Source organism: Streptomyces sp. IMTB 2501, from assembly GCF_001953885.1.
Classification (GTDB): domain Bacteria; phylum Actinomycetota; class Actinomycetes; order Streptomycetales; family Streptomycetaceae; genus Streptomyces.
In genome coordinates, this window is sequence record NZ_MQUS01000007.1 from 249,181 (window position 1) to 269,917 (window position 20,737).

At 73.1% G+C, this 20,737-nt stretch carries 19 protein-coding genes and 1 pseudogene; 5 read left to right on the forward strand and 15 right to left on the reverse strand.

Translation table 11 applies throughout. The features are described from left to right. Positions 1-36: 36 nt before the first annotated feature. The 3 genes from AV521_RS15015 (at position 37) to AV521_RS15025 (ending at position 3,306) form a co-directional block, all read left to right on the forward strand. A complete protein-coding gene (locus tag AV521_RS15015) occupies positions 37-618 on the forward strand; it encodes a TetR/AcrR family transcriptional regulator (RefSeq protein ID WP_076088449.1) in 582 nt (193 codons plus the stop codon). Continuing rightward, positions 615-2,018, forward strand: a complete 1,404-nt coding sequence (locus AV521_RS15020; RefSeq protein WP_107480918.1) for an MFS transporter — start codon at positions 615-617, stop codon at positions 2,016-2,018. The genes AV521_RS15015 and AV521_RS15020 overlap by 4 nt, the downstream gene beginning before the upstream one ends. Positions 2,019-2,082: 64 nt before the next feature. Then, positions 2,083-3,306: a serine hydrolase gene (locus AV521_RS15025; RefSeq protein WP_076088451.1), complete on the forward strand. Its 1,224-nt coding sequence runs from the start codon at positions 2,083-2,085 to the stop codon at positions 3,304-3,306. Positions 3,307-3,364: 58 nt separating this feature from the next. Here the strand turns inward: AV521_RS15025 and ribA are convergent, their stop codons facing one another. Next, a complete protein-coding gene (gene ribA, locus AV521_RS15030) occupies positions 3,365-4,036 on the reverse strand; it encodes a GTP cyclohydrolase II (RefSeq protein ID WP_076088453.1) in 672 nt (223 codons plus the stop codon). A 38-nt stretch (positions 4,037-4,074) separates the two neighbouring features. Here ribA and AV521_RS15035 point away from each other — a divergent pair, with 38 nt between their 5' ends. Beyond that, positions 4,075-4,863 carry a creatininase family protein gene (locus tag AV521_RS15035; protein WP_076088455.1) on the forward strand — a complete coding sequence of 263 codons (789 nt, stop codon included), beginning with the start codon at positions 4,075-4,077 and terminating at the stop codon, positions 4,861-4,863. Between the two features lie 125 nt (positions 4,864-4,988). Here AV521_RS15035 and AV521_RS50785 read toward each other — a convergent pair. The 5 genes and pseudogenes from AV521_RS50785 to AV521_RS15060 all read right to left on the reverse strand — a co-directional run. After that, positions 4,989-6,074 (reverse strand): annotated as a pseudogene (locus AV521_RS50785) (YbhN family protein); the annotation flags it as partial. Then, positions 6,071-7,000 carry a class I SAM-dependent methyltransferase gene (locus AV521_RS15045; RefSeq protein ID WP_076088459.1) on the reverse strand — a complete coding sequence of 310 codons (930 nt, stop codon included), beginning with the start codon at positions 6,998-7,000 and terminating at the stop codon, positions 6,071-6,073. The pseudogene AV521_RS50785 and the gene AV521_RS15045, both read right to left, overlap by 4 nt. Positions 7,001-7,281: 281 nt before the next feature. Beyond that, complete coding sequence (locus AV521_RS15050; RefSeq protein WP_076088460.1) at positions 7,282-8,499, reverse strand: glycosyltransferase family 4 protein; 1,218 nt, start codon at positions 8,497-8,499, stop codon at positions 7,282-7,284. Beyond that, entirely contained in the window at positions 8,496-8,894 is a 399-nt protein-coding gene (locus tag AV521_RS15055) for a 6-carboxytetrahydropterin synthase (protein ID WP_076088462.1), read from the reverse strand. The genes AV521_RS15050 and AV521_RS15055 overlap by 4 nt, the downstream gene beginning before the upstream one ends. A gap of 112 nt (positions 8,895-9,006) precedes the next feature. Continuing rightward, the gene (locus AV521_RS15060; RefSeq protein ID WP_076088464.1) at positions 9,007-9,996 is read right to left on the reverse strand and encodes a dehydrogenase; all 990 of its coding nucleotides are present in this window, start codon (positions 9,994-9,996) and stop codon (positions 9,007-9,009) included. A 106-nt stretch (positions 9,997-10,102) separates the two neighbouring features. Here AV521_RS15060 and AV521_RS15065 point away from each other — a divergent pair, with 106 nt between their 5' ends. Further along, a complete protein-coding gene (locus AV521_RS15065) occupies positions 10,103-10,864 on the forward strand; it encodes a CDP-alcohol phosphatidyltransferase family protein (protein WP_076088466.1) in 762 nt (253 codons plus the stop codon). A gap of 70 nt (positions 10,865-10,934) precedes the next feature. On the opposite strand, the gene AV521_RS15070 is transcribed toward AV521_RS15065, so the two are convergent. The 9 genes from AV521_RS15070 to AV521_RS15110 form a co-directional block, all read right to left on the reverse strand. Beyond that, positions 10,935-11,648 carry a YcnI family protein gene (locus tag AV521_RS15070; RefSeq protein ID WP_076088467.1) on the reverse strand — a complete coding sequence of 238 codons (714 nt, stop codon included), beginning with the start codon at positions 11,646-11,648 and terminating at the stop codon, positions 10,935-10,937. Positions 11,649-11,690: 42 nt separating this feature from the next. Next, on the reverse strand, positions 11,691-12,278 hold the full coding sequence (locus AV521_RS15075) for a hypothetical protein (protein ID WP_076088469.1): 588 nt from the start codon (positions 12,276-12,278) through the stop codon (positions 11,691-11,693). A 212-nt stretch (positions 12,279-12,490) separates the two neighbouring features. Continuing rightward, entirely contained in the window at positions 12,491-14,200 is a 1,710-nt protein-coding gene (locus AV521_RS15080) for an ABC transporter permease subunit (RefSeq protein ID WP_076088471.1), read from the reverse strand. Positions 14,201-14,203: 3 nt separating this feature from the next. Then, entirely contained in the window at positions 14,204-15,709 is a 1,506-nt protein-coding gene (locus tag AV521_RS15085; RefSeq protein WP_076088473.1) for an ABC transporter substrate-binding protein, read from the reverse strand. 2 nt (positions 15,710-15,711) lie between these two features. Then, complete coding sequence (locus AV521_RS52680) at positions 15,712-15,885, reverse strand: hypothetical protein (RefSeq protein ID WP_371917039.1); 174 nt, start codon at positions 15,883-15,885, stop codon at positions 15,712-15,714. Between the two features lie 246 nt (positions 15,886-16,131). Further along, positions 16,132-17,496, reverse strand: coding sequence for a GH1 family beta-glucosidase (locus AV521_RS15095; protein ID WP_076088477.1), 1,365 nt, complete (start codon positions 17,494-17,496; stop codon positions 16,132-16,134). Positions 17,497-17,525: 29 nt separating this feature from the next. Continuing rightward, a complete protein-coding gene (locus AV521_RS15100) occupies positions 17,526-18,365 on the reverse strand; it encodes a carbohydrate ABC transporter permease (RefSeq protein WP_076088479.1) in 840 nt (279 codons plus the stop codon). A 34-nt stretch (positions 18,366-18,399) separates the two neighbouring features. Continuing rightward, on the reverse strand, positions 18,400-19,392 hold the full coding sequence (locus AV521_RS15105; protein WP_076088481.1) for a carbohydrate ABC transporter permease: 993 nt from the start codon (positions 19,390-19,392) through the stop codon (positions 18,400-18,402). An 8-nt stretch (positions 19,393-19,400) separates the two neighbouring features. Then, positions 19,401-20,717, reverse strand: coding sequence for a sugar ABC transporter substrate-binding protein (locus AV521_RS15110; protein WP_076088483.1), 1,317 nt, complete (start codon positions 20,715-20,717; stop codon positions 19,401-19,403). Between the last annotated feature and the right edge of the window lie 20 nt (positions 20,718-20,737).

Consider the following 20,737-nt stretch of genomic DNA (forward strand, 5'->3'; position numbering starts at 1 on the left):
TAGACAGTGTCTACCGACGACTGGTAGACACTGTCTATGACTGAGTCCGACATCGGGTTGCGGGAACGTCTGGTCGACGTGGGCGTGGAACTGCTGGCCGCCGAGGGGCTGCGGGCGCTGACCCTGCGGGAGATCGCCCGGCGCGCCGGCGTCTCGCACGGGGCGCCGCGCCGCTACTTCCCCACGCATCTGGAACTGCTGTCGGCCATCGCGCGGCGCGGCTTCGCCGACCTCGCCGAGCGGGCGCGCACGACGCTCGCGCACGCGGCTGCCGAGCCCCGGGCGCGGGTGGCGGCACTGGCGCGGACGTATCTGGAGTTCGCGCTGGACGACCCCGGCATGTACGAGCTGATGTTCCGTCACGATCTGCTGGAGAGCGGGCATCTGGGACTGCGGGAGACAAGTCTTCCCTTGTTCGGAGTGCTCGCGGGCCTGGTCGGCGAGGCGCGGCCCGAGGCCGATGCGCGCCGGGCGGCGGGCGCGCTGTGGGCGAATCTGCACGGCCTCGCCCAGCTGTGGCGCTGGCAAAGCCTCCAACTCGCTGTCGGGGGCGATGACCTGGGGGCTCTGCTCGATGCGGTACTGGTGGCGCACCTGGGCGCGGAGGGCGGCCGGTGAACCGGCGGTGGACGCTGGCGAGCAGCGTCGCGGGGGCGGTGGTCGTCGCGCTCGACGGTACGGTTCTCACGGTCGCGCAGCCGTGCCTGCAAAGGGAGTTGGGCGCGTCGCTGGCCGAGGTGCAGTGGACCAGCACGGCGTATCTCGTCGCGGTGGCGAGCCTGCTGGTGTTCGCGGGGCGGCTCGGTGACCGGTACGGGCAGCGACGGGTGTTCGCGCTCGGCATGCTGGGGTTCGGGGTGGCGTCGGCGGGGATCGGGGTCGCGCCCGGTGTGGGCTGGGTGATCGGACTGCGGGCGTTCCAAGGGGTGTTCGGGGCGCTGTTGCAGCCGGCCACTCTGGGCATGCTGCGGGCCGCGTTCCCGCCGGACCGGCTGGCCACGCCGCTCGCCGTGCGGACCGCCGCGATCGGGCTGGCGGCGGCCGCGGGTCCGCTGGTGGGCGGGGCACTGGTGACGGATCTGGGCTGGCGGGCGGTGTTCTTCGTCAACGTACTGCCTGCGCTCGTCTTCGGCCTGCCGGCCCTGTCGCGTCCACAGCGCACGCCTGCGGGCCCCCGCGCTCCGCTGGACGTACCGGGTGCCGTGCTGCTCGCGGTGACCCTGTGCTGCCTGGTGCACGCACTGACCGTACGGCCGGTTTCCTGGCCGGGGCTCGCCGTCGCCGCGGTCGCCGCCGCCGTCCTCCTACGGCACGAACGGCGTACGGCGAGTCCGCTGCTGTCGCCCGCGGTCACCGGTTCACGGGCGACCGGGGCGGCGCTCGGTGTCCTGGTCGTCGTCTCCGCGGCCCTGTTCGGCGCCCTCTTCGTGGCCACCTACGTCCTGCAACGCCGCCTGGGACTCGACCCGTTGCACAGCGCGCTGCGCAGTCTGCCGCTGGCGGTGCTGATGGTGGTGTCCGCCGCGCTGTGCCCCGTACTGCTGCGTCGCCTCGCGGCGCGCGGTACGACGACGGTGGCGACGGCGCTGCTCGCGCTCGGTGTCCTCGCGCTGTCCGCAGCCACGTCCGCACCGGCGTTCGGCTGTGCGTTCGCGCTGCTCGGCGCCGGGTTCGGGACGGTGATGGTGGCGGCCACCCAGGTGGTCGTACGGCGGGCGGAGGTGGCGGAAGCCGGAGTGGCGGGCGGGCTGCAGCAGACGGCGCTGAACGTCGGCCCGGCGGTGGGGGTGGCGACGGCGAGCACGCTGATGGGCACCGGAACCGGGCCCGCACTGCTCGCGCTGGCGGGCGTCGCGGCGCTCGGCGTGCCCCTGGCGCGCGCGCTGCCCGGAACCGACGGCGAGGATGCGCTCCCCGGGACCGGCGGCGAGCGTGCCACGTCCGCGTCCGACGGCGTCGTGTCGATCACACCCGCCGCTGATGAGCGGGTCCGCGACGGTGCTCCTGCGGGACGATGAGCAACGGGTGCGTTCCCGGCGGTAGTCGGGGAGGCAGCGTGGACCAGGCGACCGGAGGAGAGCGATGGCAGAGCTGCGGCAGGAAGTCGACCCGGACGAGGCGGGGCTGGACGGCAAGGCGCTGGACCGCCTGGACCGGGAGGTCGCCGACCAAGTCGACCGGGGCCGGCTGCCCGGCTTTCTCGTGGCCGTGTCCCGCGGCGGCCGGGTCGCCCATCTCACCACGTACGGCCGGCGCGATGTGGCGGCCGGGCTGCCGGTCGAGACGGACACCCTGTGGCGGATCTACTCGATGACCAAGCCGGTCACCGCGGTCGCCGTGCTGCTGCTGGCGGAGGAGGGCGGGCTGTCGCTGGACGACCCGCTCGACCGCTACGTGCCGGCGTTCGCCGAACCCGTTGTGTACGAGAGCGGTTCGGGCACGGACATGTGTACCCGTCCGGCGGCCGGCCCGATCCTGATCCGGCATCTGCTCACCCACACCGCGGGCCTGACGTTCGGTTTCTACCACCGGCACCCGGTCGACGCCCTCTATCGCGCGTCCGGTCTCACGTACTCGGTCCCGCCGGGCGCGGATCTGGCCGAGACGGTCGAGGTGTACGCGCGAAGGCCGTTGCAGTTCGAACCGGGCACGCAGTGGAACTACTCGGTCGCCTCGAATGTGCTGGGCCGGGTGATCGAGGTGGTGTCGGGGCAGCCACTGGACACGTTCTTCGCCGAGCGGATCCTGCGTCCGCTCGGCATGACCGACACCGGCTTCCGCATCGAGCCCGAACAGGCGGACAGACTGGCCGAGTTGTACGGCGAGACGGACGAGGGCGGGATCGAGCCGGTGCCGGGGCTGCCGGTGCGCGGCCGGCCGCGGTTCCTGTCCGGCAGCGGCGGCCTGGTCTCCTCGGCGTACGACTTCCACCGGTTCATGGAGTTGCTGCGCCGCGGCGGCGAACTGGACGGTGTCCGGCTGCTGTCCGCGGACTCGGTCGCGCTGATGACCCGCAACCAGCTGCCCGGCGGCGCCGTCCTGCGCACCTTCGGCGCCCCCGTCCACCAGGAGCCCGGCAACGACGGGCTCGGCTTCGGATTCAACGTGTCGGTGGTGACCGACCCGTCCCGCACCCTGGCGCCGTCCAGCCCCGGCACGTACGGCTGGACGGGCGCGGCGACGACCGCGTTCTGGGTCGATCCGGCGCACGAGCTGACGGTGCAGTTCATGACGCAGGTACGCCCGAAGACGCTGAAGATCTTCCCGGAGCTGCGGCGGCTGGTGCACGAGGCACTGGTGGACTGACCGGGCCGGGCGCCCGCCGTCCGTGGGGGCGGCGGGCGCCGAACCGGCCGGCCGGCCTTCAGGAGCCGTGGGCGACGGCGTCCAGGTGGGGCAGGATGTGGTCCAGCCGCTCCCGCTTGGTGCGCAGATAGGTGATGTTGCTCTCGCACGGCTCGATCAGCAGCGGCACCCGCTCGGCGACCTGGATGCCGTGCCGTACCAGCGCCTCCCGCTTGCGCGGGTTGTTGGACATCAGGCGTACCGAGCGCACCCCGAGGTCGCGCAGGATCTCGGCCGCGACGCGGTAGTCGCGGGCGTCGACGGGCAGGCCGAGCGCGAGGTTCGCCTCCACCGTGTCCAGGCCCTCCGCCTGCAGGGCCATCGCGCGCAGCTTGGCGAGCAGTCCGATGCCGCGGCCCTCGTGGCCCCTCAAGTAGACGACGACGCCGCTGCCTTCGGCGACGACGGCGCGCAGCGCCGAGGCCAGCTGGTCGCCGCACTCGCAGTGCCGGGAGCCGAACGCGTCCCCGGTCAGGCACTCCGAGTGCAGCCGGGTCAGCACGTTCTCGGCGCCGATCTCGCCGTACACCAGGGCCACTTGCTCGTCACCGCGGTCGTGGTCCAGGTAGCCGATCGCCTGGAATTTCCCGTACACGGTGGGCAGCGGTGCATTCACCACGCGTTCCGCACCCGAACGCCGCGGGGACTTTGTGCCGAGTACGCCGAGGTTGACGCCGGTGTTTTCTGTCATGATCTGATTCCTAAGCAGAGACGAAAGGCCGTGAAAAGATGAGTGGTTCGGGCGCGCGTGCGGCGGCAGGCGGGGGGACGAACAGCGTGGCGCACGGGGTGGTGCCGACGGACACCACGGACGACGTGACGGCGCGGGGGGCGGGCGTTTCAGCACAGGTCGCCGTCCTTCCCGTCGGCAGTTTCGAACAGCACGGTCCGTTCCTTCCGCTGGCTACCGACACGCTCGTCGCCTGTGCCGTGGCTCGGGAGATCGCCGCCGCGTACCCGGTGCACCTCCTTCCTCCGGTGACGGTCTCCTGCTCGCACGAGCATGCGCAATGGCCGGGGACCGTCAGCATCTCCGCCGTGACCCTCCATGCGGTGGTCTCGGACATCGCGGCGTCGCTGCGCCGTTCGGGCGTCGACGCGCTCGTCGTGGTCAACGGGCACGGCGGCAACTACGTCCTGGGCAACGTCGTCCAGGAGGCGTCCGCGCGCGGTGAGCGGATGGCGCTGTTCCCGGCCGTAGAGGACTGGGAGGCGGCGCGTGAGCGGGCCGGGGTGCGCACCTCGCTGCTCACCGACATGCACGCGGGGGAAATCGAGACCTCGATTCTGCTGCACGCTCATCCCGAATTCGTCCGCCCTGGTTACGAGTCCGCCGATTTCACCGCTGACGACCGTCGTCATCTGCTCACCGTGGGAATGTCCGCCTATACCGAATCGGGCGTCATCGGCCGTCCTTCCCTGGGGTCGGCGGAAAAGGGGAAGGAACTGCTGGCGAGCCTGGCGGAATCCTTCGAGTCGTATGTCGCGTTGCTCACCTCCGGGCGGGAACGCGGGTAGTCCGCCGCGGGGCCGCCGGTCGTGCCGCGCAGACCGCCGTACCAGCGCACGGCGAGGACGACGGCGCCGGGCAGGCTCGCCACGAAACTGAGCACGCCGTACACGACGGCCACGGCGACCCCGGTGCCCGCGTCGAGCCCCGCCGCGCCGAACGCCCAGGCGGCCACGCCCTCGCGGGGGCCGAAGCCGCCGACGTTCAGCGGGAGCCCCATGGCGACCAGGGCGAGGACGGCGAGCGGGACCAGCACCGCGACCGGAGCGGCGGAGCCGGCGACCCTGGCGGCCACGACGAACATGGCCAGGTGCCCGGCCAGGACCACGGCGGAGGACAGGGCGATGCCCGGTCCGCCCCGGCGGGACAGCAGGCCCCGGCGGGCCTCGCCGAGGGCGGTGCCGAGGCCCCCGGGACGGTGCGAGGGCGCGCGGTTCATACGGACGGCGAGGCCCACGGCGAACGCACCGGCCACGGCGAACGCCACCGGCGCGGCGAGGTCGCGGGCCTCGGCCCGGACCGGCGACGGCAGGGTCGGCAGCACCACCGCGGCGAACACGGCCAGCGCGATCTGCCCGGCGACGCGCTCCAGGACGACCGCCTTGACCCCGCGCCGCAGGTCACCGGCGCTCTGTCCGTGCCGGACCGCGCGATGCACGTCGCCCAGGATCCCGCCGGGCAGCGCCGCGTTCAGGAACAGCGCCCGGTAGTAGTCGGCGACGGCGGGCCCGAGCGGCAGCCGGATACGCAGGCCGCGGGCCACCAACTGCCAGCGCCAGGCGCTGAGTACGGTGGTGACCACACCGATCCCCAGCGCGGCCAGCACCGTCACGGTGTCGATCCGCCGCAGCCCGTCGAGCAGCACGCCGGTGCCGAGCCGCCACAGCAGAACGCCGAGGATGACCACGCCGACGAGACTGCCGAAGTGCGTACGCAGCGCGCGAAGACCGGGACGCCGGGGGGCGGGGGGCGGCGGCTGTACGGCCTCGGGTGCGGCGGACGGGGATTGTGGAGTCGACGCCGCAGTCACCGGAAGGGGCCCGGTGTCCGCCGCGGCCTCAACGCGCGGGTGGGCCGTTCCGGCGCCGTACACGCATGCGCCCGCCGGGCCGGAGTCGGGCACGCGCGCGTGCACCGCGCCTGTGGCCGTCACGCGCGCGTGGGGGCCCGTTCGGGTGACCCGGTGCCCGGCCTCCGTCGCGGCCGACCGGTTGGTCATGACGCCCCGCCCGTCGGCCGGGGCAGGGCCAGCAGGTCGCTGTGGTGGACCACGACCCGCAACTCACCGGCGGCGCAGGCGGCGAGCCGGTCCCGCAGATAGCGCTCGGCGCGGTCGCCCAGCTCGGGCCGCTCTTCCACTGCCGCGCCCACCCAGCCGCGCAGCCACTGCTCGGTCAGCGCCACCTCCGCGGGCCCCAGCCGCCAAGGGCTCGGGTGCACCCGTACCGTGGCCCCGCGCGCGGCGAACGCCTCGCCGGCCACGGTGACCGCGTCCGGGCCGAGCAGCCCGCCGCGCCGCTGATGGGCGTTGAACGCCTCGGTGATCTCCGCGTCCAGCGGGTCGGCCGGGGTGAGTTCGACGCGTCCGACGACGGACAGCGTGAGCAGCGCCGGGCAGCCGGCCCCGGTGCAGGCGTCGGCGAGGGTGGCGACGTCCTCACGGGTGAGGACGTCAAGCAGCGCGGAGGCGGTGACCAGCGAGGCGCCGGCCAGCGCGTCCGGGGTCAGCCGGGCCACGTCGCCGCGCCGTGTCTCGACGGTGACACCGCTGCCGTCGGCGGCGGCGCGCGGGGAGGCCGCGGCGGCGAAGTGCAGCAGATAGGGGTCGCGGTCGTGCAGGACCCAGTGCTGGGGTCCGTCCAGGCGGGGCGCGAGCCAGCGGCCCATCGAGCCGGTACCGCAGCCCAGGTCGTGCACGGCCAGTGCGCCGGTGCCGCCCGGCAGGCCGGCCAGCCGGATCCGCAAGGGGTCCAGCAGGTCCAGCGCGCGGGCGGCAGCGTCGGCCGTCTCCCGCAACCGCAGCCATTCGGGCGCGTACCGGGGCGGTTCCTCGGCCTCGCTGTCGCGCAGCCGTACGGTGGCCCGCTCGCCGGGACGCCCGACAGGCCCGGCCCCGGCGACGACCGAGGAGTCCACACCACGCACTCCGCCATCATCGGCGCCGACGGCACCGCCCGCCTCCGCAGAGTTCCCGCGACCGCTCCCGGCCCCGGCCTCCGGGCCCGAGGATGCGGCGCCCTGCGCCGCCCCGGAGGGCCCACCATCCCGCTCCCCCGAGCCGGACGCTTGCGCGCGTACCAGGGCTGCCACCGTACGAGCCTCACCACGACCGACGTCGCGCACCGGCTCCACCTTCCTCGGCCCGCTCTGGACCGGAATCGACGCCATGCCGTCCGCCGTGCCGTTCGTCCTCGTCTCCGGCCCGGTCATGCCGCCCTCCTCGGGGCTTCGGGAAGTCGGGCGAGGACCGCGGCCAGGCTGCGGGCGGTGGCGGCCCAGCCGTCCAGCGCAGCGCGGCGGCCGCGGGCCGCGGCCTTCAGCCGACGGCGTACGTCGGGTTCGCCGAACCAGCCGCGCAGTTCGGCGGCGAACGCGGCGGGGTCCTCCGGCGGGACGAGGATGCCGGGCACCCCACCGTCGGGGGCACGCCCCACCGCCTCCGGCACTCCGCCCACGTCGGTGGCGAGGACCGGAATGCCGCGCGCCAGGGCCTCGGTGACCGCCATGCCGTAGGTCTCGGCGTAGGAGGTGAGGACCATCAGGTCGGCGGCGGCGTACGTGGCGTCGAGGTCCGCCCCGGAGCGCGGGCCGGTCAGGTGCAGCCGGTCGGCGAGGCCGTGCCGGTCGATGAGGGTGCGCAGCCGGCCGACGTAGCCGGGGTCGTGGCCGAGTCCGCCGACCAGCTCGCAGGTCCACGGCAGTTCCCGGACCGCCGCGAGCGCCTCCACGAGCCGGTGCTGGCCCTTGCGCGGGGTGACGGCGGCCACGCACACCAGCCGGGAGACGCCGTCGGTGCCGGGCGCGAGCGGCGCGATGTCGGCACCGGGCGCGGCGACATGCACCCGTTCGGGTGCCAGTCCGTGATGCGAGACGAGCCGGCGCACCGCCCAGTCGCTGGTCGCGACGACGGCGGGCACCGTGCGCAGTACGGCCCGTTCTCGGGCGTCGAGGTCGGCGGCGACGGCCGGTTCGAGGCCGGTCTCGTCGCCGAGCGGCAGATGAACCAGTACCGCGAGGCGCAGCCGGTCGGCCTCCGAGGCGATGATCTCCGGGATCCCGCAGGCCACGATCCCGTCCAGCAGGACGACCGCGTCGTCCGGCAGGTCGCTCAGGGTGCGGGCCAGATGGTCGCGGGCGGCCCGGTCTGGACGCGGCCAGCCACCCGGCGCGGTGTGCCGGGTGACCTGCCAGCCGAAGCCGGGCAGGTCCAGGCAGACCCGGCGGTCATAGGCGTTGCCACCGCTGGGCGCGGCCGGGTCGTCGACACCGCCCGGCAGGACGAAGTGCACGGTGCGCAGGGACATGGGGATGATTCCGGCCTTCTCGATGTCGTCGGCCTTCTCGCCGGCCGTGGCCTCCACGACGGCGGTGGGCTGCACCGGCACGTACGACAGACGCGCCCGCCGTGTGGTCGCCCCGGTCACAGGCCACGCTCGTAACTCGCCCAGGCGATGTGCGACTCGTGCAGGGTGACCGTGAGGCCCGCGAGGCCCTTCGCGCCCTCGCCGAGGGCGCCCTTGTGGATGCGTTCGGCGAGCCGGTCGGCGATGACCTTGGCGAGGAACTCGGTGGAGGTGTTGATACCGGCGAACTCGGGTTCGTCATCGAGGTTGCGGTAGTTCAGCTCGGCGGTGATGAGGCGCAGTTCCTGCGTGGCCAGGCCGATGTCGACCACGATGTTGTCCTCGTCCAGCTGCTCACGGCGGAAGGTGGCGTCCACCAGGAACGTGGCGCCGTGCAGTCGCTGCGCGGGCCCGAACACCTCGCCGCGGAAGCTGTGGGCGATCATGATGTGATCGCGGACGGTGATGCTGAACAACGGACGACCCTCCAGGTACGACGCGTCTGGTCCCCCTTGTCCTTACCCGGCGGGGGATGCCGTGTAGTACGGCTCTTCGCTTTCCCGCGTTCAGTCCTCTCTCACTCTTTTCTCAGGTCAGGCCCGTCTCGGCGTACCGGATCCGGTGGCACAGGGCGGGGATCTCGCCCGAGGCGAGCTTCGGCATGACGTCCGGGAGTTGTTCGAATGCGCTCTCGCCGGTGATGAGCGCGTCCAGGGCCGGGTCGGCGAGCAGGTCGAGGGCGAGCGCCATCCGGTCGGCGTAGTCGCGTCCGGCGCGGGCGGCCGGGGAGACGGTGCCGACCTGGCTGCTGCGCAGGGTGAGCCGGCGGGAGTGGAAGGCCTCGCCGAGCGGCAGGGAAACGCGCCGGTCGCCGTACCAGCTCAGTTCCACGACGGTGCCCTCGGGCGCGAGGAGCCGCAGGGCACCGGTGAGGCCGGCTTCGGTGGCGCTGGCGTGCACGACCAGGTCGCAGTCGCCGAGGGCGTCGGCGGGTGTCGCGAAGTCCACGCCGAGCGCCTCGGCGGTCTTGGCGCGGGCCGGGTCGGCGTCGACGAGCTGCAGCCGTACGCCGGGGAAACGGGCGAGCAGCGCGGCCACCGAGCAGCCCACCATGCCACCGCCGACGACCGCGATCCGGTCGCCGATCAGCGGCGACGCGTCCCACACGGCGTTCACGGCGGTCTCCACGGTGCCGGCGAGCACGGCCCGCGCGGCGGGCACCCGCTCGGGCACGACGGTCACGGCGGTCACCGGAACGACGTAACGGCTCTGATGCGGATACAGGCAGAAGACCGTACGCCCGATCAGCTCAGCCGGGCCCTCCTCCACCGTGCCGACGCTGAGGTAGCCGTACTTCACCGGACCCGGGAAGTCGCCCTCCTGGAACGGCGCCCGCATCGCGGCGTGTTGGCTCTCCGGGACGCCGCCGCGGAAGACGAGCGTCTCCGTGCCGCGGCTCACGCCTGAGTAGAGGGCGCGCACCAGGACCTCGCCGTCGGCGGGCTCCGCGAGGGTGATGTCGCGCAGCTCGCCGTGGCCGGGTGAGCGCAGCCAGAACGCGCGGGCCGAGCGGTTCATCGGCATCCTCCTGAACAGTAGGCAAGTTGTTCACGTACCGAGAAGTGCACAGGCCGCGCACAGTACGCGGCGTGATCGACTCTGTCACTCGGCCGGAGGGTGTGCGGTGGCCCTGAACAACACGTATGACGCGAGGCCCCAGCAGGAAACCGCTGTGGGCGCGGGCCTACAGGTCCTGCTGCTCGCGTTGCTCGGCACGGCGATAGGCATGGGGCCGGCCGGCTGGCTGACGGGGCTCGCGTTCGCGTTCGCCACCTGGGCGGTGCTGGCCCGCGCCCTGCACCGCTCCTGCCTGCGCTCCTTCGGCCCCGCGAACCGGGTCACGCTCGGCCGGGCGGCCCTGGTGGGCGGCGTGACCGCGCTGGTCGCGGACTCCTTCGAGAGTGCGCCGCCGGTGACCGTGCTGGTCGGCCTGACCGCGATAGCCCTGCTCCTGGACGGCGTCGACGGCAAGGTGGCCCGCCGCACCGGTACGTCGACCGCGCTCGGCGCCCGCTTCGACATGGAGGTCGACGCGTTTCTGATCCTGGTGCTGAGCGTGTACGTGGCCATGCAGCTCGGCCCGTGGGTGCTGCTGATCGGCGGGATGCGGTACGCCTTCGTCGCCGCGGCCCGGCTGGCCCCCTGGCTGAACGCCCCGCTGCCGCCGTCCTTCGCCCGCAAGACCGTCGCCGCGGTCCAGGGCATCGCCCTGCTCCTGGCGGGCGCCGAGTTGCTCCCCCACCTGGCCAACCTGGCGATCGTGCTGGTGGCCCTGGGCTCGCTGCTGTGGTCCTTCGGCCGGGATGTGCTGTGGCTGTGGCGGACGTCCCGCGTGGCGGTGCGGATGCCGGCCGAGCCCCAGATACTGGAGCTGGCGGCGCGCTGAGCCGAGGCCGTTCGGGATCAGGACGACGGGCCCGGACCGGGTTGCCGGTCCGGGCCCGTCGCCTCGGCGGTTACGGCCTTTCGGCCCGGCTCCGTACGATCGCGAACGCGGCGGCCGCGAGGCCGAGGACGCCGACGACCAGGCCGGCGATGCCGAGGCCGCGGGCGGTGGAGTCACTGGCGGCGGCCGTCCTGGCGGTGGCGGAGGCGGTCTTGGCGGGCGCGGCGCCGGCGTCACCGGCCGCGCCGGCGGTCAGTTTCAGTACCGGGGCCGGGTTCTCCGGCTGGTCGCCGCCGGTCGGCTCCTCGATCCAGCGCGCGACCTTGCCGTCGGAATAGGTCTGCAGCGTCTTGAAGACCAACTGGCCGCTTTCGTCCGGAAGTTGACCGAAGGCGACGTTGAAGTCCTCGTACTGCCCGGCACCGATCCTCCCTCCACTGAAGGTGATCTCGGAGGCCGCCTCGGTGATGGTGCCGTCGTCGGTCTTGACCGGTGTCCTGAGCTTGGCGGTGGTGACCTTGGCGGTCCAGCCGTCCTGCGGGTGGACGAGCACGCCGAGGACGGGGTGGTCGGTGGGCAGGAAGACCTGCACCTTGGTGGTGGAGGCGCTGTCCTCCTCGTTGGGGACGCGGAAGGTCAGCACGCCGTCGGTGGCTCCCTTGGCGTAGCTGCCGGGGTGGACGGTGACGTGCGCGGAGGCGGCACCGGCGGCGAGAAGGACGGCGGCGCCGGCGGTGAGGGTGACGGTCGCGGCGCGGCGCAGGGTCGTGCGTGGTGCGGACATGGCTGAGTCGGTCTCCGTACGAGTGACGTGTGAGGAAAGGGGTCAGAGCGAGTACGGGACCGGGACCGGGGGTCCGCGCCGGCTGACCGCGTGCCGCAGCGGGGTCCGGCGGGGCGGTTCGGGGTCGGCCGGGAGGCGCGGGGCGTGCGCGGCGGGGTTGGGCAGCGGGGCGTCCCGCCACCAGGCGGCCAGGCCGGGAACGAGGGTGACGGTACGGCGCAGCAACGACCACAGCGCGGCCTCACCCCGGCGCAGCCACCAGGACGCGACCAGCGCGGCGAGGAGGTGCGCGGTGGTGGCGTGGGCCGTGGCGTGGGCGTGCATCGCGGCCATGGAGTGAGCCATGGAGTGGGCCGGCATGGCCGCCGCGGGCGTGGTGCGGTGGGCGGCGTCGAAGCCGACGTGCAGCGCGGCCTGGGTGAGCAGCATGGCGGCGCCGATACCGGCGAGCGACCGCTCCCGCTTGCCGAGACTCCAGCCGAGCGCGAACACGCCCAGGAACCCGGCCGCGTCGGCCCGCGGCGGCGGCATGTCACCCATGGCGAGCCCGTGCCCGGCAGCGGCGAGCAGCACGCACACCGCGGCGAAGACCGCGGCCCGCACGCCTCTCACCGCCGGGCACGCACTCATGGTGAGGGATCCTGCCACGTCCGGGGGATACGTGCGGCAGGGATGCGGTGTTCAGCCGCCGGGGCAGGGGGTGGGGCCGCTTCGCCACTGCCGGGTGTGGGTCCGTCATGGCTGGTCGCGCGGTTCCCAGTACCTCTTGGGGGCTGCGGTGCCGTCGGCTTCAGCGGCACCCCACAAGCGCGGGCAAGCGCAAGCCCCCGGCCGACCGCACGTCAGGCAGCACCCGTGCCGCGCCGCGAGCGCCCTACCGCTCCCGCCGCCGTCACCGCGAGCGCGCCCAGAACGGCGAGGACCGCAGCCGGTGCGAGGACCGTCCACGGCGCCCGCTCGGCGTACGGCTGGTTCTCGGCCAGGAGGTGGCCCCATTCGGGCGACGGCGGCTGCGCGCCGAGGCCGAGGAAGCCGAGGGAGGCGAGGGCGAGTGCGGTGCCGGGCAGCCGGAGCAGCGCGTGCCGGGTGACGGGTGGCACGACGGCGGGCAGGAGTTCGTGGCGCAGGAGATACCGGCGCCCCGCCCCCAGCGCTCGCGTGGCGGTGAGGTGGACGGCGGCGCGCTCCTGCCGAAGCAGGGCGGACGTGTGGGCGGCCAGCGGGGCCCAGGCCACGGCGGCGACGGCGAGCGCGGGCGTGGCCGGGCCACCGCCCGCGACGGCGGTGACGAGGAGCGCGGCGAGCACCGGCGGCACGGCGTTGACGGTGTCGACGAGCGGCCCGGACAGCCGGGGCAGCAGTCCGAGCAGCAGCCCGGCCAGCAGCGTGCCCGCGCTGATGGCGAGGGCGAGCAGCAGCGTGTCGAGGGCGCCGTGGGCGATGCGGGCGAGCAGGTCGCGGCCGAGCGCGTCGGTGCCGAACGGGTGCTCCCAGGACGGGGGTCGCAGGCGCGCCCCGGTGTCCACGGCGAGCGGGTCGCGGGGCAGGCCGGCGGTGAGGACGGCCAGCAGGGCAGCGGCGAGCGCGAGCGGTGTCGTACGCCTGGCGGGCACGGCGGGCCTGGTCAGGGCGGGGACGGCGGCGTCCCTCAGCGCGGGGCCGATGAGCAGGCGTACACCGAGCCGGGCGGCGCCCGCGGCGAGGGCCGCGAGGAGCACCAGGGCGAGGGTGCCGGCCTGGAGCACGGGCAGGTCCTGGGCGAGGGCGGCCTGCAGGGTGGTGCGGCCGAGGCCGGGGATGTCGAAGATCTGCTCGACTGCGACGGCACCGCCGGTCATGCCGACGACGAACAGCGCGGTGTTGGGCAGCAGTCCGGGCAGACAGCGCCGTACCGCCTGCCGGGCGATGGCCGGCGCGGGCAGTCCGCGTGCCGCGGCCGCGCGCACCCAGGGCTCGGCGAAGGCGCCGGGCAACTGGTCGTCGAGGAGCCGGCCGAGGACGGCGCCGGCGGGCAGGCCGAGGGCGAGGGCGGGCAGCAGAGTGTACTGCGGCCCGTACCAGCCGAGGGCGGGCAGCCAGCCGAGCTGTACGCCGACGACGGTGGCGAGGACGGAGGCGGTGAGGAACTCCGGCAGTGCGGCGAGCACGGCGGAACCGGTGCCGCCGGGGCGGGTCCGCCCGCCCCGGTACAGGGTCGGGGCGCACACCACGGCGGCGGTGCAGCCGGCGACGAGAGACGCGACCGCCATGAGCAACAGGGACGCGCCGAGCGCCTGGAGCACAGTCGGCCCGGCCTCGGCGCCGGAGATCCAGGACCGCCCGGCGTCGCCGCGCGGCAGTCCGCCGAGCCAGCGTCCGAGCAGCGCCAACGGCCCTTCGCCGAGCCGGAGTTGGTTGCGGACGGCGGCGAGGACCTCGGGGTCGGGGTCCCGGTCCTGGGCGCGGGCCTTGAGGACGGTGAGCGCGGGATCGGTGTGCGCGAGCCAGGGCAGCAGCCCGATCCCGCACACCAGGGCACCGGCGAGCGAGCCTCGCCACAGCAGGGTGCGCATCGCTCAGCGCCGGGTGCCGGTGCCGACGAGGGCGCGCTCGTACGGGTCGAGGAGCACCCCCTTGACCGCGCTGCCGACGCCGGTGATGACGCGCTGGTGGACCAGCGGTACGACGGTGTCGGTGCCGAGGATCGCCGCCTCGGCACCGAGCGCCGCGGTCCGCCGTTCGGCGGGGTCGGCGGTGCGCTCGGCGGCGGCCACGGCCCGGTCGACGGCGCGGTCGCACAGCAGCGCCAGGTTGTAGCCGCCGTCGCAGGTGTAGTCGCCGGCGAGGACGGCGACCGGGTCGCCGGTGTCGACGAGGCTGTTGCGGGCGAGCACGAAGGAGTCGAACTTCCCGGCGAGCGCGTCGCTCTCCAGCCGGGAGTACTCGCGCACGACGAGCTGCACACGGAACCCGGCCGCCTCCAGCTGCTGCTTCAGCACCTGGGCGACTTCGGGGAGTTCGGGCCGGTTGTCGTAGGTGGCGAGGGTGACGGCGGTCCCGTCGGCCGGTTCGGCGGCTGCCCTGCCCTCGGGCCGGCGGTGCTTGCCCTCGGCCCAGGTGACGGCGGGCCCGTAGATCCCGGCTCCGCGATCCGCGTGCCCCTCGTACACGCCCTGGGCGAGGCCGGAGGTGTCGACGGCGGCACGGGCGGCGGCTCGCAGCCCGGCGTCCCGGAACGGCCCGGAGCGGGAGTTGAGCAGCAGGCTGGTCGTCCGCGTGGTGGCGGTCTCGCGGCGCGTGTCCGCGTCGAGCGTGGCGGCCTGGGCGACGGGCACGGCCTCGGCGATGTCGACGTCGCCGCTGCGCAGGGCGTTGGTGCGGGCGGTGCCGTCGGCGACGAAGCGGACGTCGATGCCGGCGGCCCGGGCACGGCCGCCCCAGTAGCCGTCGTACCGTTCGAGGGTCGCGGACGAGGTGCCGTTCACCTTCTTCAGCGCGAAGGGTCCGGTGCCGCTGCCGGCGGGGTCGACTGCGCCCCGGTGGGCGTACGCCCGGGCGGACAGCACGGCGAGGCCGGGGCTGGACAGCCTCAGCGGCAGGATGGGGTCGGGCCGCTCGGTGGTGATACGGACGCGGTGCCGGTCGACGGCCCGGGCGGTGAGCGTGCTGCCGGACACGGCGGCCGGGGCGGGCTTGGCCCGGGCGGCCTGCGCGAGTGAGGCGGCGACGGCCTGCGCGGTGACGTCGGTCCCGTCGTGGAAGGTGGCCTCGCGCAGCGTGAACAGCCAGCTGCGGGCGCCCTCCTGCCGCCAGGAGGAGGCGAGGGCGGGCGCGGCGGCGCCGTTGCCGTCGAGAGCGGTCAGCGACTCGGTGATGCCGAGCCGGCTGAGGATGGTGCCGTCGGCGCCGTACGGCGAGAGCCGCTCGGCGGGCGGAAAGGCGAGCGCGACCCGCAGCCGGGCCCCGCCACCGCTCCGCGTGTCAGCGCCGGAGCTGAAACAGCCGGCCAGCAACGGCGCGAGCGCGAGCGCGGCGAGCACACGGGAACGACGGAGAACACGCGAGACAACGAAGGCACGCACGCTTATCGCCCCACCGGAAGCTCGAAGTGGACGAGGCTCTGCGGGTGTTCGGCGTCCCTGCGCTCGTCGTGCACGACCGTCCCGAGCGACCGCCAGAACGCCTCGGCACCGGGCACGGCCGGATCGGTGTGCAGACAGACGGCCCGGTACCCGCCGTCGGCGACGGCGAACTCCACGAGCCGCTCGGCCGGCCGTCGCGGATTGGGCGGGCACCCAGGCCCCCGCGAATCGAGCGCCCCGGTCCCGAAATCCCGGTGGACGGTATCGAGCATGACGGCCCGGGCGCCGTCCAGCTCGCTGAGGGTTGCCGGCCTGATGCAATTTTTACGCACTTGCACATCCTATGCATCTATGGCTGCACGGGCGTACGAGGCCGGTGGGCAGGGGCTCCCTTCCCTGCCCACCGGCCGGCCGGGCCCGGCTCAGGCGGCCCGGCGCGCCTGGCCGCGGTGGCCGCGTACGAGATCCGCGTACCGGTGTCCGCTGGCCTTGATGGTGCGCACCTGGGTGCGGTAGTCGACGTGGACCAGGCCGAAGCGCTTGTCGTAGCCGTACGCCCACTCGAAGTTGTCCAGCAGGGACCAGGCGAAGTAGCCGGCCAGCGGGGCTCCCCTGCGGGCGGCGGAGGCACAGGCGGCCAGGTGGGTCTCCAGGTAGTCCTGGCGCTCGGGGTCGTCGACGCTGCCGTCGGGGCGGACCACGTCGGGGAAGGCCGAGCCGTTCTCGGTGACGTAGATCTTCCGGGCGCCGTACTCCTCGGTGAGCCGCAGCAGCAGGGTCTCGATGCCGCTCGCGTCGATCTCCCAGTCCATGCCGGTGCGCGGCACGCCCACCCGGCGCACCGCACGGACGTACGGCGCCGGGCCGTCGGGGGCGTCGGCGACATGGGCCGGGAAGTAGTAGTTCAGGCCGAGCCAGTCCAGCGGGGCCGCGATCGTCGCCAAGTCACCCTTTCGGAGCGGGAGTTCGACGCCGTAGGTCTCGACCATGTCGGCCGGGAAGCCGCGGCCGTGGACCGGGTCGAGCCACCAGCGGTTGACGTGGCCGTCGTGGCGGTGGGCGGCCGCGACGTCCTCGGGGCGGTCGGTGGCCGCGTGCACGGTGGAGAGGTTGTTGACGATGCCGACCCGGGCGTCGGGGGCGGCGGCGCGGATCGCCTGGGTGGCGAGGCCGTGGCCGAGCAGCAGATGGCAGGAGGCGCGCACGGCGGCGGTGAGGTCCGTCCGGCCGGGGGCCATCTTGCCCTCCAGGTGGCCGATCCAGGCCGAGCAGCTGGGCTCGTTGAGGGTGGCCCAGAGCTTGACCCGGTCGCCGAGGCGGGCGGCGACGGCCAAGGCGTACTCGGCGAGCGCGAAGGCGGTGTCCCGCTCGGGCCAGCCGCCGCGGTCCTGGAGCACCTGCGGCAGATCCCAGTGGTAGAGGGTGACGGAGGGGGTGATGCCCGCCTCCAGCAGGGCGTCCACCAACTCGTCGTAGAAGGCGAGGCCCTTGGGGTTGAGCGGGCCGGTGCCGCCGGGCAGCACGCGTGGCCAGGCGACGGAGAGACGGTAGGCGTTCACACCGAGCTGCCGCATCAGGCCGATGTCCTCGCGCCAGCGGTGGTAGTGGTCGCAGGCGACGTCGCCGGTGTCGCCGTTCGCGGTCTTCCCCGGGGTGTGCGAGAAGGTGTCCCAGATCGAGGGCGTACGGCCGTCCTCGGCGACGGCCCCCTCGATCTGGTACGCCGCGGTGGCCGTGCCCCACAGGAAGTCGTGCGGGAGAGCGGCGAGGTCGATACGTTCGGACACGGAAGTCCCTTCGGAATGCGGGGTGTGGGTCACTTGACGGCACCTGCCGTCAGACCGGCGACGAGATAGCGCTGCAGCAGCAGGAAGCCGGCCACCACGGGCAGGCTGACGACCAGCGAGGCGGCCATGATCTGGTTCCAGTAGACGTCGTTGAGGGTGGAGTAGCCCTGGAGGCCGACGGCGAGTGTGCGGGTGGTGTCGTTGGTCATGACGGACGCGAACAGCACCTCGCCCCACGCGGTCATGAAGGCGTAGACGGCGACCGCGACGATGCCGGGGATCGCGGCCGGTACGACGATCCGGATTAGCGCGCCGAGCGGGCCGCAGCCGTCCACCAACGCCGCCTCGTCCAGGTCGCGCGGCACCGAGTCGAAGTAGCCGATCAGCATCCAGATGGAGAAGGGGAGGGAGAAGGTCAGATACGTCAGGATCAGGCCACCGCGGGAGCCGAACAGGGCGATGCCGGTGGCGTTGCCGATGTTGACGTAGATCAGGAACAGCGGGAGCAGGAAGAGGATGCCGGGAAACATCTGCGTCGAGAGCACTGTCACCGTGAAGACGCGCTTGCCGCGGAAGCTGTAGCGGCTGACGGCGTACGCGGCGAACACCGCGATCACCACCGAGCAGATCGTCGCCGAGCCCGCCACGATCAGCGAGTTCATGAAGTACTGCGCGAGCGGGACCGTCGACCAGATGTCGATGTACGGCCGGATGGTCAGGCCGCTCGGCAGCCAGCGGAACTTGCCGGTGACGTCCGCGAGCGGCTTCAGCGAGCTGGAGACCATCACGTACACCGGGATGAGTACGAACCCGGTGAGCAGGGTGAGGAAGATCCGCCGTGACCACAGGAACGAACGCGGTGGTGCCATGGGCGAGTTGTGCGTGGAGGGGGCGACGGGCGGGCTAGACATCGGCGGAGGCTCTCCGTCCGCGTGAGGTGAACAGCAGATACAGGCCCGTGACGACGAGCAGGAAGAGCAGCAGCAGGACGGACATGGCGGAGCCGGTACCGAAGTTCCAGGTGACGAAGGACGCCTGGTAGATGTGGACCGAGATGAGGTCGGCGGCCTCGGGGGCGGACTTGCCGAACAGCACGTACGGCGTGTTGAAGTCGTTGAACGTCCACAGGAACAGCACCAGGACCAGGACCTGGTTGACCGGGCGCAGCGAGGGCAGGGTGATCCGGCGGATCTGCTGCCACATCCCGGCGCCGTCCAGCGCGGCCGCCTCGTACAGCTCCTTGGGGATGTTCTGCAGTCCGGCCATCACGATGAGGAAGGCGAAGGGCCAGCCCTTCCACACCGACACGGTCAGCAGGGCGTAGAAGCTGTTGTCGCCGATGAGCCAGAACGACGGCTTGCCGGTGAGGTGCAGCTGGTCGTGCAGGACGTGGTTCACCAGGCCGTTGTCGTGCTGGAACATGAACACCCAGGTGATGACGGCCGTGTAGACGGGCAGCGCGTACGGCACCAGGAACAGCGCTCTGAGCAGGCCGCGGCCGCGGAAGGTGTCCTGCATGAAGAGCGCGGCGGCGGTGCCGATCAGCCAGCACAGGCCGACCGACAGCAGGGTGAAGGCGACGGTGACGAAGAACGAGTGCAGCAGCGCGTTCCCGGCGGGCGCGTCGAAGTCCACCGACACTTTGTAGTTGCCGAGGCCGGACCAGGGGGCGGTGTTCCAGTCGCGGATGTAGAACTGGGTGAGTTCCTTGAAGCTCATCACGATGCCGATGACCATCGGCACCAGATGGACGAGAAGTTCGAGCAGCAGGGCGGGCAGGAGCAGCAGGTACGGCAGCGAGAGGCGACGCAGCCGCCCGGTGCGGCGGCGGGGTTCGCGCGCCGCCGCACCGGGGATCTCCCGTCGCACCGGCTCCTTGAAGGCGGTGGTCGTCATCTTCGCTCTCACGCCGCCGGCATCTGCTGCTGGGCCTTCTGCAGCGCGGCCTTGACGGAGTCGGTGGTCACCGCGCGCCCGGCGGCGGCGTCGGCGAACAGGTCCTTGACGGCCGTACCGACCGCTGTCTCGAACTGCGACTCGGACGCGACCTGCGGCAGGGCGGCCGCGCTGGTGGCGAGGGTGGTCTTCAGCACGGCGGTGCCGGGAGTACTGAACGCCGGGTCCTGCTGGGCGGACTTGACCGGCGGGATGGTGCTGTAGGCCGCGTTGAGGATCTTCTGCTCCGGGTCGGAGGTCATGAACTTCACGAACCGCGTGGCGCCGTCAAGGTTGTGGGTGTTCCTGAAGACGGCCATGTTGATGCCCATGACGGCCGAGTCGACCTGGGTGCCGGTGCCGGGCGTGCCGGAGATCACCGGGACCGGCGCGGTGCCGTAGGCGTCCTCGCTCATACCCTGGGACTTCAGGTTGGCGGCGGCCGACTGCCACAGCAGCATCGCCTGCTTGCCCTTGGCGAAGTCGCTGACGGACTGGTTCTGGGCGTACTCGGCGTCGCCGGCCGGGATGACCTTGTCCTTGGCCATCAGGTCGACGTAGCTCTTGACCGCGTCCACCACCTTGGGGCCGGTGAAGTCCGGCTTGCCGTCGGCGGTGAAGAAGCCGGCGCCGTGCTGCTGGGCGAAGACGAAGACGTGGTGGATGTTCTCCGACAGGTTCGCGCCCTCGGCACCGAGCGCGGACTTGCCGGTGCCCTGGATCTTCTTGCCGTCGGCGGTCAACTCGTCCCAGGTGGCGGGCGGCTTGGAGATACCGGCGTCGGCGAAGATCTTCTTGTTGTAGTAGAGGGCGTACGCCATCGAGTACAGCGGGACCGCGGCCGGGTCCTTGCCCGCCGCGCCGGTCGAGCCGAGCGCGGTGCCGGCGAACCGGTCCCTGCCGCCGATCTTGGCGAAGTTCTTCGCGTCCCACGGCAGCAGGGCGCCGGTCGCCTGCAGCGAGGCGCTCCAGGTGTTGCCGATGTTCAGCACGTCCGGGCCCTGACCCGAGGTGGTCGCGGTGAGGATCCGGTTGAGCAGATCCGACCAGGGCACGACCTCCAGCTTCACCTCGATCCCGGTCTGCTTCTGGAACTTGTTGAGTTCGGGCTGGAGGACCTGCTTGTCGACGGCGACGCTGGCGCCCTGGTTGGAGGCCCAGTACGTCAGCGTCTTCGGCGAGGCGTCGGACCCGCCGCCGCTGGACGAGCCGCCTCCGCAGGCCGTGGCCGCGAGGACGAGAGAGAGGGTGACGGCGCCTGTGGCCGCGGCTCGGATGCTGCGCATGGCTCCTGGTGTCCCTTTCC

What these genes read in the sequence shown, in the direction of transcription:
- AV521_RS15015 (WP_076088449.1), top strand. Translation starts at nt 37, where the DNA reads ATGACTGAGTCCGACATCGGGTTGCGGGAACGTCTGGTCGACGTGGGC.
- AV521_RS15035 (WP_076088455.1), top strand. Translation starts at nt 4,075, where the DNA reads ATGAGTGGTTCGGGCGCGCGTGCGGCGGCAGGCGGGGGGACGAACAGC.
- AV521_RS15060 (WP_076088464.1), bottom strand. Translation starts at nt 9,996, where the DNA reads ATGAACCGCTCGGCCCGCGCGTTCTGGCTGCGCTCACCCGGCCACGGC.
- AV521_RS15070 (WP_076088467.1), bottom strand. Translation starts at nt 11,648, where the DNA reads ATGTCCGCACCACGCACGACCCTGCGCCGCGCCGCGACCGTCACCCTC.
- AV521_RS15075 (WP_076088469.1), bottom strand. Translation starts at nt 12,278, where the DNA reads ATGAGTGCGTGCCCGGCGGTGAGAGGCGTGCGGGCCGCGGTCTTCGCC.
- AV521_RS15100 (WP_076088479.1), bottom strand. Translation starts at nt 18,365, where the DNA reads ATGGCACCACCGCGTTCGTTCCTGTGGTCACGGCGGATCTTCCTCACC.
- AV521_RS15025 (WP_076088451.1), top strand. Translation starts at nt 2,083, where the DNA reads ATGGCAGAGCTGCGGCAGGAAGTCGACCCGGACGAGGCGGGGCTGGAC.
- ribA (WP_076088453.1), bottom strand. Translation starts at nt 4,036, where the DNA reads ATGACAGAAAACACCGGCGTCAACCTCGGCGTACTCGGCACAAAGTCC.
- AV521_RS15080 (WP_076088471.1), bottom strand. Translation starts at nt 14,200, where the DNA reads ATGCGCACCCTGCTGTGGCGAGGCTCGCTCGCCGGTGCCCTGGTGTGC.
- AV521_RS15110 (WP_076088483.1), bottom strand. Translation starts at nt 20,717, where the DNA reads ATGCGCAGCATCCGAGCCGCGGCCACAGGCGCCGTCACCCTCTCTCTC.
- AV521_RS15105 (WP_076088481.1), bottom strand. Translation starts at nt 19,392, where the DNA reads ATGACGACCACCGCCTTCAAGGAGCCGGTGCGACGGGAGATCCCCGGT.